Origin of the sequence: Aquimarina intermedia (assembly GCF_008124785.1) — a bacterium.
Classification (GTDB): domain Bacteria; phylum Bacteroidota; class Bacteroidia; order Flavobacteriales; family Flavobacteriaceae; genus Aquimarina; species Aquimarina intermedia.
On record NZ_VNHU01000011.1, the window covers coordinates 1 to 14424 of the forward strand.

General features: G+C 34.8%; 16 protein-coding genes. 3 read left to right on the forward strand and 13 right to left on the reverse strand.

The window, feature by feature from the left end:
• Positions 1 to 135 precede the first annotated feature (135 nt).
• From rimO to BD809_RS13680, 4 genes are all read right to left on the reverse strand, one after another.
• Positions 136 to 1437, reverse strand: coding sequence for a 30S ribosomal protein S12 methylthiotransferase RimO (gene rimO, locus BD809_RS13665; protein WP_148783543.1), 1302 nt, complete (start codon positions 1435 to 1437; stop codon positions 136 to 138).
• Between the two features lie 69 nt (positions 1438 to 1506).
• Positions 1507 to 3975 carry a TonB-dependent receptor gene (locus tag BD809_RS13670; RefSeq protein WP_148783544.1) on the reverse strand — a complete coding sequence of 823 codons (2469 nt, stop codon included), beginning with the start codon at positions 3973 to 3975 and terminating at the stop codon, positions 1507 to 1509.
• 31 nt (positions 3976 to 4006) lie between these two features.
• Positions 4007 to 4918 (reverse strand): FecR family protein, encoded by a 912-nt coding sequence (locus BD809_RS13675; protein ID WP_148783545.1) that lies wholly within the window; start codon positions 4916 to 4918, stop codon positions 4007 to 4009.
• Between the two features lie 27 nt (positions 4919 to 4945).
• On the reverse strand, positions 4946 to 5488 hold the full coding sequence (locus tag BD809_RS13680) for an RNA polymerase sigma factor (RefSeq protein WP_148783546.1): 543 nt from the start codon (positions 5486 to 5488) through the stop codon (positions 4946 to 4948).
• Positions 5489 to 5593: 105 nt separating this feature from the next.
• Here BD809_RS13680 and BD809_RS13685 point away from each other — a divergent pair, with 105 nt between their 5' ends.
• Positions 5594 to 6706 (forward strand): hypothetical protein, encoded by a 1113-nt coding sequence (locus BD809_RS13685; RefSeq protein WP_148783547.1) that lies wholly within the window; start codon positions 5594 to 5596, stop codon positions 6704 to 6706.
• Positions 6707 to 7278: 572 nt separating this feature from the next.
• Here the strand turns inward: BD809_RS13685 and ftsY are convergent.
• The 4 genes from ftsY to rpmB form a co-directional block, all read right to left on the reverse strand.
• Positions 7279 to 8232 (reverse strand): signal recognition particle-docking protein FtsY, encoded by a 954-nt coding sequence (ftsY, locus tag BD809_RS13690; RefSeq protein WP_148783548.1) that lies wholly within the window; start codon positions 8230 to 8232, stop codon positions 7279 to 7281.
• A gap of 207 nt (positions 8233 to 8439) precedes the next feature.
• A complete protein-coding gene (locus tag BD809_RS13695) occupies positions 8440 to 8592 on the reverse strand; it encodes a DUF4295 domain-containing protein (RefSeq protein WP_148783549.1) in 153 nt (50 codons plus the stop codon).
• Positions 8593 to 8599: 7 nt separating this feature from the next.
• Entirely contained in the window at positions 8600 to 8782 is a 183-nt protein-coding gene (rpmG, locus tag BD809_RS13700; protein WP_027395522.1) for a 50S ribosomal protein L33, read from the reverse strand.
• 28 nt (positions 8783 to 8810) lie between these two features.
• Positions 8811 to 9047, reverse strand: a complete 237-nt coding sequence (gene rpmB, locus BD809_RS13705) for a 50S ribosomal protein L28 (RefSeq protein WP_148783550.1) — start codon at positions 9045 to 9047, stop codon at positions 8811 to 8813.
• 347 nt (positions 9048 to 9394) lie between these two features.
• Here rpmB and BD809_RS13710 point away from each other — a divergent pair, with 347 nt between their 5' ends.
• Entirely contained in the window at positions 9395 to 9796 is a 402-nt protein-coding gene (locus tag BD809_RS13710; RefSeq protein ID WP_148783551.1) for a hypothetical protein, read from the forward strand.
• On the opposite strand, the gene BD809_RS13715 is transcribed toward BD809_RS13710, so the two are convergent.
• From BD809_RS13715 to BD809_RS13735, 5 genes are all read right to left on the reverse strand, one after another.
• Positions 9793 to 11040, reverse strand: coding sequence for a CinA family nicotinamide mononucleotide deamidase-related protein (locus BD809_RS13715; RefSeq protein ID WP_148783552.1), 1248 nt, complete (start codon positions 11038 to 11040; stop codon positions 9793 to 9795). The two genes, BD809_RS13710 and BD809_RS13715, sit on opposite strands and share 4 nt — an antisense overlap.
• 2 nt (positions 11041 to 11042) lie before the next feature.
• Positions 11043 to 11381: an Hpt domain-containing protein gene (locus tag BD809_RS13720; RefSeq protein ID WP_148783553.1), complete on the reverse strand. Its 339-nt coding sequence runs from the start codon at positions 11379 to 11381 to the stop codon at positions 11043 to 11045.
• On the reverse strand, positions 11382 to 11993 hold the full coding sequence (locus tag BD809_RS13725; protein ID WP_148783554.1) for a fumarylacetoacetate hydrolase family protein: 612 nt from the start codon (positions 11991 to 11993) through the stop codon (positions 11382 to 11384).
• A gap of 22 nt (positions 11994 to 12015) precedes the next feature.
• A complete protein-coding gene (locus BD809_RS13730) occupies positions 12016 to 12795 on the reverse strand; it encodes a 3'-5' exonuclease (RefSeq protein WP_148783555.1) in 780 nt (259 codons plus the stop codon).
• Between the two features lie 76 nt (positions 12796 to 12871).
• Positions 12872 to 13540, reverse strand: a complete 669-nt coding sequence (locus tag BD809_RS13735) for a metal-dependent transcriptional regulator (RefSeq protein ID WP_148783556.1) — start codon at positions 13538 to 13540, stop codon at positions 12872 to 12874.
• 66 nt (positions 13541 to 13606) lie between these two features.
• Between BD809_RS13735 and BD809_RS13740 the strand changes: the two genes are divergently transcribed.
• The gene (locus BD809_RS13740) at positions 13607 to 14401 is read left to right on the forward strand and encodes a transporter (protein WP_148783557.1); all 795 of its coding nucleotides are present in this window, start codon (positions 13607 to 13609) and stop codon (positions 14399 to 14401) included.
• Positions 14402 to 14424 lie beyond the last annotated feature (23 nt).

The following is a 14424-nucleotide window of genomic DNA, read 5'->3' on the forward strand; positions in this document are numbered from 1 at the left end:
ATCTTTGACTCTAAATGGAATGAGCCCGATACAATATCGAGCTCATTTCCAAAATTAAATTTTGTTTAACCGTCCAACTTTTGGGGTTCAGTCCAATAGGCCGGTTTTTCTAGTTCCAATATGTATAGTATCAAGTTAGATCACATCAGCATATAAATCAAAATCCTCAGCTTCCACAACTTTAACGCTTGCAAAATCCCCTGTTTTTAAATAAAATTTTGAGGCATCTATGAGCACTTCATTATCAACATCCGGAGAATCAAATTCTGTACGACCAATAAAATAATTTCCTTCTTTACGATCAATAATCACCTTAAATTCTTTTCCTATCTTCTGCTGATTTAACTCCCATGAAATTTGAGATTGTATCTCCATAATTTCGTTAGCTCGATCCATTTTTACATCTTCGGGGACATCGTCTTCGAGATTATAGGCATGTGTGTTCTCTTCGTGGGAATAGGTAAAACATCCCATACGCTCAAATCGCATTTCTTTAACCCAATCTCTTAAGGTCTCAAAGTCTTCCTGAGTTTCTCCTGGATATCCTACAATAAGCGTTGTTCGTATAGCCATCTCCGGTACAGCTTTTCTAAACTCTTGAAGCAACTTAGTTGTCTTAGCTTTTGTCGTACCGCGACGCATCGATTTTAGAATTGGATCAGCAATATGCTGTAAAGGAATATCTATATAATTGCAAATTTTAGGCTCATTACGCATCACCTCTAATACCTCCATTGGGAAACCTGTAGGAAAAGCATAATGAAGTCGTATCCATTCTATACCTTCTACGGCTACTAACCCTCTCAAAAGATCTGCTAGCTTTCTCTCTTTGTAAAGATCCAAACCATAATATGTAAGGTCTTGAGCAATCAGAATCAATTCTTTTACACCGTTTGCTGCTAATTTTTCTGCTTCTGTAACAAGTGATTCAATCGGAGTTGATTTATGCTTACCTCGCATGATCGGTATTGCACAAAAAGAACAGGGTCTGTCACATCCTTCAGCTATTTTAAGATAAGCATAATTTTTTGGTGTTGTCGTGAGGCGTTCTCCTATTAATTCATGCTTATAATCGGCTCCCAGAGCTTTTAGCAGTCCGGGGAGTTCGGTAGTACCAAAGTATTGATCTACATTAGGAATTTCCACTTCGAGATCAGGTTTATATCGCTCTGAAAGGCATCCTGTTACAAATACTTTATCAACCGCTCCTTCTTCCTTCTTCTGTACATACTCCAAAATCGTATTAACAGATTCTTCCTTAGCGTTTGCTATAAAACCACAAGTATTAATGACGACGATATTTCCCTCTTCCTCATGAACAACATCCTTATCATTTGCTTTTAGTTGTCCCATTAACACTTCGCTGTCGTATACATTCTTACTACATCCTAGTGTTACAACATTGATTTTATTCTTCTTTAACGTCTTCGTCCTCATAACTATCTAATAAAAGTGTGCAAAGATACAAGGAATAACTTAAGATTACCGAGAATTACGCTTACTATTCTAAAATATGATACGCACTACAGCATTAGGAGTAAAACCCAGTGCATATTTTGACGTCGGCATCGGCCGTTGATCCGAATTTAGCTCATAATACCTGTCAATTTCATTTTGGGTATTCGAAAGGTTGATCAGGGCAATTCCTGTATGTAGCTTAGTTCTTTTACCTAGCATCACATCATAGGTCGCAGATAAATCGAGTCTCAAATAGTTTTTTAGACGTTCTGCATTAGGGCTAGAAAAATCGATGCTATTATTTTCATCGACGCTATCTGAATTAATGGTAGTTGTTGGAAGTCCGGAGTTATATTTGATGCCGCCAGAAACCTTAAGCGCTTTAACACTATAAGAAGTTCCCAAGGTTACTGTATGACGTATATCGATATTGTTTGAAAAATCACCTATTTCAAAACTATCAAAATCATAGGTATTTTTGGCTAACGAATAACTCATCCAGCTACTTAACTTTCTAAACCTTTTATTTATTAAAAAATCCAAGCCATTGACTGTGTAGGCGCCCGTGGCTAAAAGGCCTTTGTATTGATTTTTGAAATTCTGACTTCTGGCTGTAATATCCGTAACTTTCTTACTATAGCCCTCTCCACTTACTAACCAACCCTTATTATCATACTGCAGACCTAAAGAAACCTGCCTACTCCTTATGATCGGTACATCTGTTTCGTTTGACAATATCCATCTTCTTTTTTCAATTCCTAAGAAATCATCCTGAAGATTGATGATCTGAGAGGTACTTTGATGTTTGAACTCTCCTAGAACTTCTAAGGTAAATTGTTTATTAAATTTATGATTGACACTTAATCTCGGTTCCACTCGGTGAAACGATAATCTCGGTATATAGGTATAGCGAGCACCTAAATTAGCTGAAGTTTTTCCGTTGCCGGAAGTATATCCAACCTGAGAATACACAGCATGATTGCGTAGCACTCTTCTTTTTTTGTCTCTATATAATGGATCATCGATGTCATTAAGGTTTGTTATTCCTGTTTCAATGAAATCGTATCCACTAGTTAATTGTAGCTTTTTAGAGATTGTTTTAACTGCTGAAATCTTAATTCCGGTCTCTGACACTACATTTTTTTGTAAAAAACGAAACCTTTGCAACAAATTAGAATTAATCGATCGTAAGTTATAATCTGTTTCATACACTTGAACCTCGGTAGTTAGATTATCGTTCCAGTTTCTTTGATACCAAACGCCTCCTGCAATACTATTTTGATCTATGCTACTTTTTCTAGAGATTGTTGTCGCATTTTCTGTGAATATTAGTTCATTGGCTATTAATAAGAAATTAGCTCGTAACCGATCCTTATCACTTATAATATAATTCCACCTCAAATTAGTGTCATAAAAATCAAAAGAAACGTCTGATGCGCGTGATTGTTGATCACTCTCTAGTTCAGTATCTTGCGCAATTCTTTGATAGTACTCTGTATAGGTGGGTGTTGTTTCTATAAATTGGCTTAAAGATTTTCGGCCGGAAATCTGAAGAGATGAACGTTGCCCCAACGGGATATCAGTAAAAACATCGGCATTAATTAGATTTAATCCTGCACTTAACCTCAACTCCTTGGTTATTTTCTCTTGACTCCTCATTAGGATAGAGCCAGAGATACCGTCGCCATGACGTGCATGCGTTCCGTTCTTGATTAATTGTGCATGATCTGTAATATTGGGATTAAAAATAGAAATCAATCCAAAAAAATGTCCGGATTGATACATTTTAATACCATCCCAAGTTATTAAATTTTGATCATGTGTTCCTCCTCTAATATTAATATTGGAAACTGTCTCATCTACACTTTGTATTCCCGGTAAGGCTTGAATAGTTTGTAATACATCAGACTCTATTTGACCGGGTACAAGCCCGAAATCAGAAAAATCCATTTCAAAACTACCATCCACTGACTTCTCGATTCCTTTGGTTAAATAATCTTGCAGGAAAATTGCTTCTAAGATTTCTTCCTTCTGATTGAGATAAAAAGTACTACATGTATTATTTTCATTGATATCAGGAGCAACGGTTAAGGTATCATATCCTAAAAAGTCTATTTTCAGAGTCTTTTGATTTTCCGGCTTTAGATATAGCTCGAAGTAACCATCTTGATTTGTTATCGTCGCTTGATTATGTATTTGGATTGTAGCGCCTTGCAAGAAACCATCGTCAGCGTAATCCTTGATAAAACCGCATAATTTTATGAGATCGTTACGCTGCTGTATTGCTATAAACGGAGGAGTTGTTTTTGAAAAACGCACTAGTGTTTGTGCCTCTAAAAATTCCAGATGCTGATCAATTGTAGAAAGTTCATTTGTTGGTACCACAAAAACTTGATCAAGAACATCATCAGCATATGTGAATTTTACCTGATAGATCTGTTCTAACTGCTCTAGAACAAGCTTAATATGTATTTTTTCTTGAGCATAAACTGAGAAACCATTTAAAAAATAAAGCACAAAAAAAAGAGCTACAGCATATAGCTTAGCGTTACTTCTTTGCGATAATGATTCTCTTTTTATCGTCAATGCTATAAGTTAGATCTAATGGCAAAGTTATAGATTTTAACCCATCTTCAAGGTCTTTATGTACAAAACCTCCGGTAAAAACTCTTTTTTTGTCAATGTTTTGTAGTATCAGCTCTACTTTATATTGCCTTTGGAACTCTTTTATAACCTCTTCAAAAGGGACACTCTTGAAACTACTAATTTTGTTTACCCAATGGGGGGAGGAATCCGGAGTAGTTTCAAAAGTAACAGTCCCGTTAATTATCCTAAGAGAATTACCAGCCGAAAGATTCTCTGTATAACCATTCTTATATTTCACCTTAACTAAGCCTTCAAAGCAGTGCACCTCAAAGAAATTCTCTCTATTCTTAACGTTGAATTTTGTACCTAAAACACTTACTGTCCCGGCATTTGTCAGCACTTCAAAATCTTTCCCTTTGGCTACTTCAAAATATGCTTCTCCTTTGAGCTCTACCTCACGATTCGTGCTCCATCCTTTTTGATCAAAAGAAACTGTCGATTTAGAATTAAGTACTACCTGTGAATGATCTGGTAGTTCAATACTCATATTTTCGCCTATATCGGTATAGATTGTGGTATCGTTTGAGAAGAAGAAAAATGAACCAACCCCTAACAAAATAACAACCATTGCAGCTATTCTAAGCCAAGAGGATTGCCAAATTGTTGTGTTTGAAGAAATGTTGTTTTGCTTTGATAACCGCTCCTGCATTTTGGCCATATCAAGTTCAGGTACTTTTTGATCATCTTTAAAAAACTTTGCGGTATCAACTATGATATTATGCGTAAGAAAATCATCAGAAGCTTCAAACTTTTTCCGTTCAGAAGACGCTAAATCGTCTGACAGCCATTTTTTTAGTAAGTCTTCTTTCTTCATAATATAATGCTTCTATCTATATAACAACTAACGCTTGGATTTCCCTTTTAAATATTTTAACTCCTCTACATTTTCTTTTAATTTTTTATATGCCATGTAAACTCTGTTCTCTACTGCCTTTTTTGTAATCCCCAATATATCAGCAATTTCTGCCTGACTTTTACCCTCTACTTTATTCATTAAAAAAGCTACACGATGATCATGAGGTAATTGCTCCAAAGCGTTCTGATATTTCTCCAAAAACTCTTGTTGCTCCATAAGGAATTCCGGAGACTCATCGGTATACCCTCTAGCTGATACAGTCTTATGGCGCAAAACAACTTTTTGATGCTTAATTTCATTTAGCATCATATTGTTAGCAACCTTATACAAAAAACCTTTCGCTTTATCTGGAGTAATCTTTTTACAATTCGCCAACAACTTAATGAATGCATCTTGCATTTTATCATTTGGGTTAAGGGCCTCTCCAAATTTATAATACAAGTAGGATTTTAGATCCTTGGAGTACTTGTTATAAATTTCTGAAAAGACAGCCTCATCACAAACATTATCAAAAAGTTTATTTGGCATGTAATAAAAATTTTCAGTAAAAGTAGAAAAAAACACGAAATCCAAAGGACTTTTGGTAAGTTAGTTGTTTTAGTAATAAACGACACCAATAAATTCATGACCGGTATGAAAATTAAAAATATAAATTTTACACTTACCTATATACTTTTAAGTGTTTTACTTATTTCTTCTTGCAGAACCGAGCTCGATGAATTTGTGGATACTCAAGAAGATAGCACTCTTAAACTTAATTCTAATGTTGCCAATCTAATTCTAAGAACCTCTATGAACGATGGTTCAGTCGATAATATTCTAGATAAATGTGACTGTTTCAGTATACAATTACCTACTACTGTTCTCTTAAAAAATGCACAAATTCTAATATCTACAAAAGATGATTATGAATTGGTTGAAGCATATTATACAGACGATACTGATGATGACATTCGAGATGAAATCTCTTTTCAATTTCCAATTCAGATTATTCTCAATGACTTTACTGTAGTTGACATAACAAGTGATAAAGAATTAAAGGATTACAAAAAAAGTTGCACAGACACTGACGAAGTGATAAACTGTACAGATTTTGAGTATCCTTTTGATTTAAAGATATACAACAAAGCTACAGAAAATTTAAGCACTCTTAAAATAGCAAATGACCAACAGCTTTTTAAATTTGTTGAAGGTCTGAATGACAATGAACTAGTAAGTATTAGTTTTCCTATCACACTGGCTCTGGCTGATGGAGAAGTATTTGTAATCAACACCTTAGAAAGTCTTGAAGATGCCTTAAATAATATAGCTATGACTTGCGAAAGCGCTATGGCTATAGGTGTTGAAGAGATAAAAGAATATATGATAAATGAAATCTTTGAAATTTCAAAATACAAAGATGATGAGTCAAATCAAACTTCTGATTTTGAAGATTATTCATTCAATTTCAACGAAAATGGTGCAGTTTTAATTACTGAAGATGATGACGACGAAGATGACGACGATGATAATGATGATGATGATGATAAATCGTCTACAAAAAGAACTTTTAATGGAGAATGGTTCGTTTTTGAAACAACCAAAGGAGAACTTGCAATTCGTTTAAATTTTGGTTCTGACAAACCACTTTCTAATTTAAACCAAACCTGGATATTGAAAAAATTAGATGAAAAGGAGATTGTGCTTAGAAAATACACATCTAATCAAAATAGTAAAAATGAACTTAACTTTAGAATAAAAAAATAACCCAACCCTTAATCCCAAATGACTTATGAAAAATGTATTTACTAATATCTTGAGCGTATTATTTATAGTATCATTATTAACTTTTATTGTATCATTATTGATTACATTTTAACCATTGTAAGAAACTGAATATATGTAGTCAATAGTGTGATCAATTTTAAATCATATTCTTTACATGAAAAAACATAAAATATTGATAAGCGGAGCTTTCGCCATCATTTATTGTTTTTTTATTATTTATTTAATTCTTAGGACTTGACAAAATTTAAAGTACACAATGGGGAAAATTGTGAATTTGGTAGAATAGATTTTAGTATGTGCTGAGTATCAAAATCTTTTCGTTTATAGCGTAATAGCTATATTTTTTAATTACATGTTTTATTTTGTAAAGGACCTTCTCTTATAGAAGGTTCTTTTGTTTTTTTATTTCCGGATTTACTTCGCAGTACTTAGTTTTAATTTGCATGTCATGTAATTTTCATAAAAGCTGAAATGTTATCAACCTAAAAGACATACAAAAGGCAGGGTATTACGCGCAATACCCTGCCTTTTAAATAAAGTATTATGTTTTGTTATTTGAAGAATGAATCTACAAACTCATACTTGTTAAAAACCTGTAAATCTTCAATCCCCTCACCAACGCCGATATATTTGACCGGCACTTTGAACTGATCACTTATACCTATCACCACTCCGCCTTTTGCCGTACCGTCTAATTTGGTAACTGCGAGAGAAGTAACTTCTGTAGCTGCTGTAAATTGCTTAGCTTGTTCAAATGCATTCTGTCCTGTAGAACCATCAAGCACTAAAAGCACATCATGAGGCGCATCTGGAATAACCTTTTGCATAACACGCTTAACCTTGGTAAGTTCATTCATTAAGTTTATCTTATTATGAAGTCTCCCGGCGGTATCAATTATAATAATATCCGCATCTTGTGAAACTGCAGATTGTAGTGTATCGTAAGCCACAGAAGCAGGATCACTTCCCATTTCTTGCTTCACAATAGGAACATCTACCCGATCTGCCCATACTTGCAATTGATCAATTGCCGCAGCTCTAAAGGTATCTGCAGCACCAAGAACAACCTTAAAACCTTTCTTTTTAAATTGATACGCTAGCTTTCCAATAGTTGTGGTTTTACCCACACCATTTACTCCAACAACCATCAAGACATAAGGTTTTTTATCTTTTGGAAGCACAAAGTCAGTAGCTTCTCCGGTATTAGTTTCTGATAGTAATGCTGCAATTTCTTCTCTTAGAATATGATTGAGTTCGTCTGTTCCTAAGTATTTATCCTTGGACACACGATTCTCAATGCGCTCAATTATCTTAATGGTCGTCTTTACGCCTACATCGCTAGTTACGAGTACTTCTTCTAAATCGTCAAGTACTTGATCATCGACTTTTGACTTCCCGGCGACTGCTTTACCTAATTTTGAAAAAAAAGTGCTTTTGGATTTCTCTAATCCTTTATCTAACGTTTCTTTTTTATCAGACGAAAAAATTTTTTTAAACAAACTCATATCAAGAGATTAACAATCAGAATAAATAAAACCTCGAATGTTCGATACTCATATTACCCATCATCACTATTAGATGCATCCAACAATCTATAAAAACAAACAAACTAAAAATGTCACTATAAAATTATACTATCCTATCGGATATAAAAAATAAAAGAGCCATTTCAATACAATTGAAATGGCCTCTTATATACGTTCTGTTCGCAATTACTTTTTGCTAAAAAAGTCATTTACAGCTTCCGGAGCCATAATAGACTCTACAAAAGTATAAGCTCCTGATTTTTCAGACTTCACCATCTTGATGGCTTTTGTTAATCGATTCGATTTTGTCTGTAACGATGCTACTGATTTCTTTGCCATTTTGTACTTATTTTATTTCTTTATGAACAGTCATTTTCTTAAGAATCGGATTAAATTTCTTAATCTCCATTCTATCAGGTGTGTTCTTTTTGTTCTTTGTAGTAATATATCTTGATGTACCTGGTTTTCCAGAAGCTTTATGCTCTGTACATTCTAAAATTACTTGGACTCTATTACCTTTCTTCGCCATGGTAGTTTCTTTTTAAAAAGGGAATTATTTAGTTAAAAAAACCTTTAGCTCTTGCTTCTTTAAGAACTGCAGAGATTCCTTTTTTATTGATATTTTTTAATGCTGCTGTAGACACCTTAAGTGTTACCCAACGATCTTCTTCTGGTATAAAAAAGCGCTTTTTGATTAAATTCGCGTTGAATTTACGCTTTGTTTTATTCATTGCGTGAGAAACGTTATTCCCCACCATCGCTTTTTTTCCTGTAAGCTCGCAAACTCTTGACATCTTTTCTTAATTTTGGTGTTATTTCAAAACAGGGTGCAAATTAACGAATTTATTACGTAACCACCAATTATAGTTTTGTTATTTTTTTTAGATTTTTTCGAAATTTTTCAATTATCTCTCAAAATGAAATTCGTCAAACTTTATAACGAATAATATCTCAAGGCTTTAAGTGCATTTCATTGAACAAATTCCCATAATTTAATTCGTCTGCAAAGATAGAATTCCAAAATAACATTAACAAATGGTTTCTAATTCTTCTTGAAAAACACAAAGAATTGCAAATTCTTTGAATGTCAGTTTCTAAAATTGTAAATTACTATACTAGTCCATTAAAACACATTTAAATAATGATTACCGCAGCTGATAAGACCTTGATACACACTTGTAATTTGGAAGTTGGTACATTTTATTTCTACAAGAATTTTGTAGTCTCAGAAATTAACGAGGGTGTAGTTTTTAATTTTGCTAAAGCAGAAAAATTATTTGAGCTTTGTAATTGCTATTACGGTAAAACTACTCCTTTTGTCTATTTGGCTCATCGAATTAATTCCTATTCGTTTGTACCCACAGATCATTTTAAATCTACAGCGCTATTCCCTAACTTAAAGGGATATGGTGTAATCGTATACAATCTAACTCAAGAACGTATAGCTGCGCTAGAAAAGTCATTTATGAATAAGCCAATGCGTGTGTTTGACAATTTTCAACAAGCAATTATTTGGGTAGATTCCCTGATCACATCAGATTAAGCATCTTTAAGCTCACTGTGCAGCATTTCAAACGCCTTACTGACAGCTTTACCAATAGTTCGTTCTCTCAAATTACCAAATACAAATTTCTGTGAATACGTTTTTTCAGGCGTTGCCATGGCTATAAAAACCGTTCCGACCGCTACATCTCCATCTCCTTTTTCAGGACCGGCATTGCCCGTGGTTGCTATCGCATAATCTGCATTAAATTTTTGCCGTGCAGCTTTTGCCATAGCTTCCGCAACTTCGGAACTCGTAACACTATAGGTCGCTATAAAATCTTCAGGGATACCTAATAGGGTTGTTTTTGAAATCGTAGCATATGTAACCACTCCGCCTTTAAAAAAACTTGAAACTCCAGCGTGAGCAGTAATTGCTTGAGCTATATGTCCCCCAGTACAGCTCTCTGCCAGTGCCAAGGTTTTGTGCTGCTTAGCTAGTAACGACCCTACTACAACTTCTATAGGTTGATCATCTTCATACCCTACAATAATATCGCCGATAAGCGCATGTAACGAGATCAATCGACGCTCTATTTCTGTTTCCAACATTGCATGCTCTTTACCTCTTGCAGATAAACGTAAACGTACTCTCCCAAGACTTGGCAGATAGGCCAACTTAACAAAAGATGGGAGTTCTTCCTCCCATGATGCAATTTTTTCTGCAATAGCACTTTCTCCAACTCCATGAGTCAATACTGTTTTATGTAGAATAAAAGGGCGTTTAAAACGTGATTTGAGCCTCGGCACCACTTCATTTTCAATCAACCCCTTCATTTCAAAAGGAACACCCGGCATTGAAATAAAGACCGTATCGTTTTCTTCAATCCACATTCCAGGCGCTGTGCCATATTTATTTTTTAATACCTGAGCTTTACTGGGCACCAGCGCTTGTTGCCGATTGATATCTGATATAGGTGTACTGATGTATTTTTCGAACAACTGCTCAACATGCAGCAGCACATCGCTATTTTCAACTAAAACATCATCAAAAAACTCACACAAGGTGTGCCTGGTAATATCATCCTTAGTAGGTCCCAACCCTCCTGTGATTAGGACAATATCTACTCGAGCCTGGGCTTCTTTAAGAGCTGCTAGGATATGCGTTCGATCATCTTGAATAGAGCTTATCTGATATACATCAACACCTATCTTATTAAGCGCCTTTCCTATAAAAGCAGAATTTGAGTCAACAATTTGTCCAATAAGAATCTCGTCCCCTATCGTAATGATTTCGGCCAGCATATTTATTGAAAATCATTCTTCAAATCCTCAATAGCAGCATTGACCGTAAGTACAATATGATCTATTGTGGGTAAAATTTCACTTTTACTTTTATTTGTTTTTGCCCAAGCTTCCACTTGCTTGATTTGCGACAGCAAATCAATATCAAATAACTGTAAATTAGGCTTCATTTTGTGTGCATATTGATACGCTAAGCCAGGATTATCGGATTTTACAGCTTCAACCATGTTTTCCAAATCCGGTGGTATCTCTTCTAAAAAAGTTTGCACTAAAACTGCAGCGAATTCCTGATCTCCTCCTGACAGTTCGTTGATATGATTAAGACTGTATCCTTTACTCATTTATTTAATTCTAATTGAAAAATTCTTTTTTTCTTCTATATACCCAACCAACTCATCATCTGCAGCCACACGTCCTACTCCTGCCGGTGTTCCTGTAAAGATAATATCTCCTATCTTTAAAGTAAAATATTTTGATACATATTCAATCAACTCATCAATTTTCCAGAGCATGAATTGTGTGTTCCCCTGCTGTACGGTTTCTCCGTTTTTTTCTAAACTAAAATTAATGTTATTTACATCTTCAAATAGTTCTTTTGACATCCATTTACCAATGACCGCCGCTCCATCAAACGATTTTGCTTTCTCCCATGGCAATCCCTTTTCCTTCAGCTTCTTTTGCAAATCTCTTGCTGTAAAATCAATACCTAAGGCAATTTGGTCGTAATATTTATGAGCAAATTTTTTATCAATATATTTCCCTAATTTATTAATTTTTATCAAGATTTCCACTTCATGATGCACATCTTCAGAAAAATCCGGAATGAAAAAAGGTTGTTTTTTTAGCAATATTGCCGTATCAGGTTTTAAAAAGACAACGGGTTCTTCAGGCTTTTCGTTTTCTAATTCGGCTATATGTTCTGTATAATTACGACCTATACATAGTATTTTCATAGCATACAATTAATCTAATTCATTAAGCATTAAGGCTATTATTTAATTTGCGTAAACGTATAGCTGTAAGAACTTTTTTGGTAAACAAAGGGAAATCTGCATTTTGAATCCATCCAAAATAGCCGGGTTCATCTTCCATAACTTGTTCCACTAATTTTCCTTTATGTTTTCCGAAAGAAAAAACTTCTTGTCCTTCTTTATTAAAAGCTATAAATCCGGCAAAATCGGCAAATTGTTTACGAGAACTAAAATCTGACAGAAAATTTATATCATTCTCTAATTCTGGATACCGATCCAATTGCGCCTTTAAAACTTCGTAGGTAGCTAAGGTATCGGCTTCTGCTGAATGTGCATTCTCCAGGTCTTGCTGACAATAAAATTGATAGGCAGCAGCTAGCGTTCTTTTTTCCATTTTATGAAAAATCGTTTGCACATCAACAGCAACCGTATTTTTCATATCAAAATCTAAGCCTACCCGTAATAATTCCTCGGCTAACAAAGGAATATCGAAGCGATTTGAGTTAAAACCGGCTAAATCACAGCCTTTTATCATATCGTTAACCTGCGCTGCCAATTGCTTAAAAGTAGGCTCATTTGCCACTTTAGCGTCATCGATGCCATGAACCGCAGTTGTCTCTGGCGGAATGGGCATTTCTGGGTTTACCAACCAGGTTTTGCTCTCTTTATTTCCATTCGGATAAACCTTGAGAATAGCAATTTCAACGATACGATCTTTTGATATATTAATCCCTGTCGTTTCAAGATCAAAAAAACAAATTGGACGTTTTAATTTAAGCTCCATAGATACATTGTGTGTTCCAAATATACTAGGTATTCGGTATAAACTGAAATGATATTATAATTTAACACCGATAAATTTAAGAAATGATTTTAACAAACACATTATCAGCAAATTTTTTGGTAACGGTTTCAACGGTGTCATCAAAACGAATACATATAGATTTGTCAAAATCACGAATTTCAACAATTTCAATGGTACTGCTCAACGCCAACCCTATCTGAGACACATATCTCAAAAACGAAACCGAGGCATCATTAACGGCAGCAAGTTTACATATATCACCCTCTTTCAAAGATGACAGTGTTACTTTAGGTGTGATATTGTAAGCCCCATCAGCATCCGGAATCATCTCTCCATGGGGATCCACCTTGGGATACTCCATAAAACGATCCAATTCATCTACTAATTTACGCGACTTTATATGCTCCAGCTGTTCTGCTACTTCATGCACCTCATCCCAACTGAAATTGAGATAATTATACAAAAAAGTTTCCCATAATCGATGTTTCCGAATAAGCCTTACCGCTATTTCTATTCCCTGGTCTGTCAATTCAAGCTTTCCGTAGCGTTCACTCACAATATAATCTTTAGCCTTAAGCTTTTTTACCATATTATTCGTAGACGCCGGAGATACATTAAGATACTCTGCTAATTGATTATTACCTATTTTGCTTTTACCCCCTTCTGTAAGTAGCTGAAATAAAGCCTTTAAATAATCCTCTTCGCTTTTTGTTAAATTAATCATATTTAATTTGTTAGTCTAGGCTAACTTATTTAGTTTTGCCTCGATTAAACAAAAATAATAAACCTAATGCAATTTAAAAGAATACTTATCACATCTATAGTTTTAACTACTTTATATTTTTCAGCGAACGCTCAAGACACCTCGTCTGCTGATAACTTAGTTACAGATCGTCCTGATCAAACAGAATCAGCACTAACAGTTCCTAAAAATCATTTGCAAATAGAAACCGGAGCAGTGTACGAGAGCAACGGTGATGATAACTTTAGAGAAAAATCATTTACTTACAACACTACCCTACTACGTTATGGTATTTTAGATAACATGGAACTACGTTTAGGCTGGGATTTCACTGAGGTGGAAACCGAAATCAATCAAAGAGAAATATCCAATGTTCTAAGTGGATTCTCACCATTATCCATCGGTGCAAAAATTGAGATTGCAGACGAGGACTCGTGGAAACCACAGATGGCAATATTAACACATCTTTATTTACCCTTTACCGCTTCCAATGATTTTAAACCGGAAACTACCGGGGTAGATCTATTCATGCTCTTTTCTCATACACTAAGCAATAAATCAAGCGTATCCTATAATCTAGGAGCCTCTTGGGGTGATGATTCTCCGGAAGCGACCTATAAATATACACTTGCTTATGGTTACGGTCTTACTGATACTATAGGTTTATATGCCGAGGTATATGGTGGACTTCCAGAAAAAAACAAGGCTAATCATTTTTGGGATGCAGGGTTAACATACCTCATTTCACCTGCTATTCAATTAGATGCCACTGTCGGAACCTCCTTTACAGAAGGTCAAAATCTTTTGCTAAGCGGAGGTATAAGCATACGCCTCCCTAATTAATAAAATAATTTAATTTCAAACAT

Excerpts from the sequence above, each read along its gene's own strand:
- BD809_RS13740 (WP_148783557.1), top strand. The coding sequence starts at position 13,607 with ATGCAATTTAAAAGAATACTTATCACATCTATAGTTTTAACTACTTTA.
- BD809_RS13720 (WP_148783553.1), bottom strand. The coding sequence starts at position 11,381 with ATGAGTAAAGGATACAGTCTTAATCATATCAACGAACTGTCAGGAGGA.
- BD809_RS13730 (WP_148783555.1), bottom strand. The coding sequence starts at position 12,795 with ATGGAGCTTAAATTAAAACGTCCAATTTGTTTTTTTGATCTTGAAACG.
- BD809_RS13680 (WP_148783546.1), bottom strand. The coding sequence starts at position 5,488 with ATGCCAAATAAACTTTTTGATAATGTTTGTGATGAGGCTGTCTTTTCA.
- ftsY (WP_148783548.1), bottom strand. The coding sequence starts at position 8,232 with ATGAGTTTGTTTAAAAAAATTTTTTCGTCTGATAAAAAAGAAACGTTA.
- BD809_RS13725 (WP_148783554.1), bottom strand. The coding sequence starts at position 11,993 with ATGAAAATACTATGTATAGGTCGTAATTATACAGAACATATAGCCGAA.
- BD809_RS13695 (WP_148783549.1), bottom strand. The coding sequence starts at position 8,592 with ATGGCAAAGAAATCAGTAGCATCGTTACAGACAAAATCGAATCGATTA.
- BD809_RS13685 (WP_148783547.1), top strand. The coding sequence starts at position 5,594 with ATGAAAATTAAAAATATAAATTTTACACTTACCTATATACTTTTAAGT.
- BD809_RS13715 (WP_148783552.1), bottom strand. The coding sequence starts at position 11,040 with ATGCTGGCCGAAATCATTACGATAGGGGACGAGATTCTTATTGGACAA.
- rimO (WP_148783543.1), bottom strand. The coding sequence starts at position 1,437 with ATGAGGACGAAGACGTTAAAGAAGAATAAAATCAATGTTGTAACACTA.
- rpmG (WP_027395522.1), bottom strand. The coding sequence starts at position 8,782 with ATGGCGAAGAAAGGTAATAGAGTCCAAGTAATTTTAGAATGTACAGAG.
- BD809_RS13710 (WP_148783551.1), top strand. The coding sequence starts at position 9,395 with ATGATTACCGCAGCTGATAAGACCTTGATACACACTTGTAATTTGGAA.
- BD809_RS13735 (WP_148783556.1), bottom strand. The coding sequence starts at position 13,540 with ATGATTAATTTAACAAAAAGCGAAGAGGATTATTTAAAGGCTTTATTT.
- BD809_RS13675 (WP_148783545.1), bottom strand. The coding sequence starts at position 4,918 with ATGAAGAAAGAAGACTTACTAAAAAAATGGCTGTCAGACGATTTAGCG.
- rpmB (WP_148783550.1), bottom strand. The coding sequence starts at position 9,047 with ATGTCAAGAGTTTGCGAGCTTACAGGAAAAAAAGCGATGGTGGGGAAT.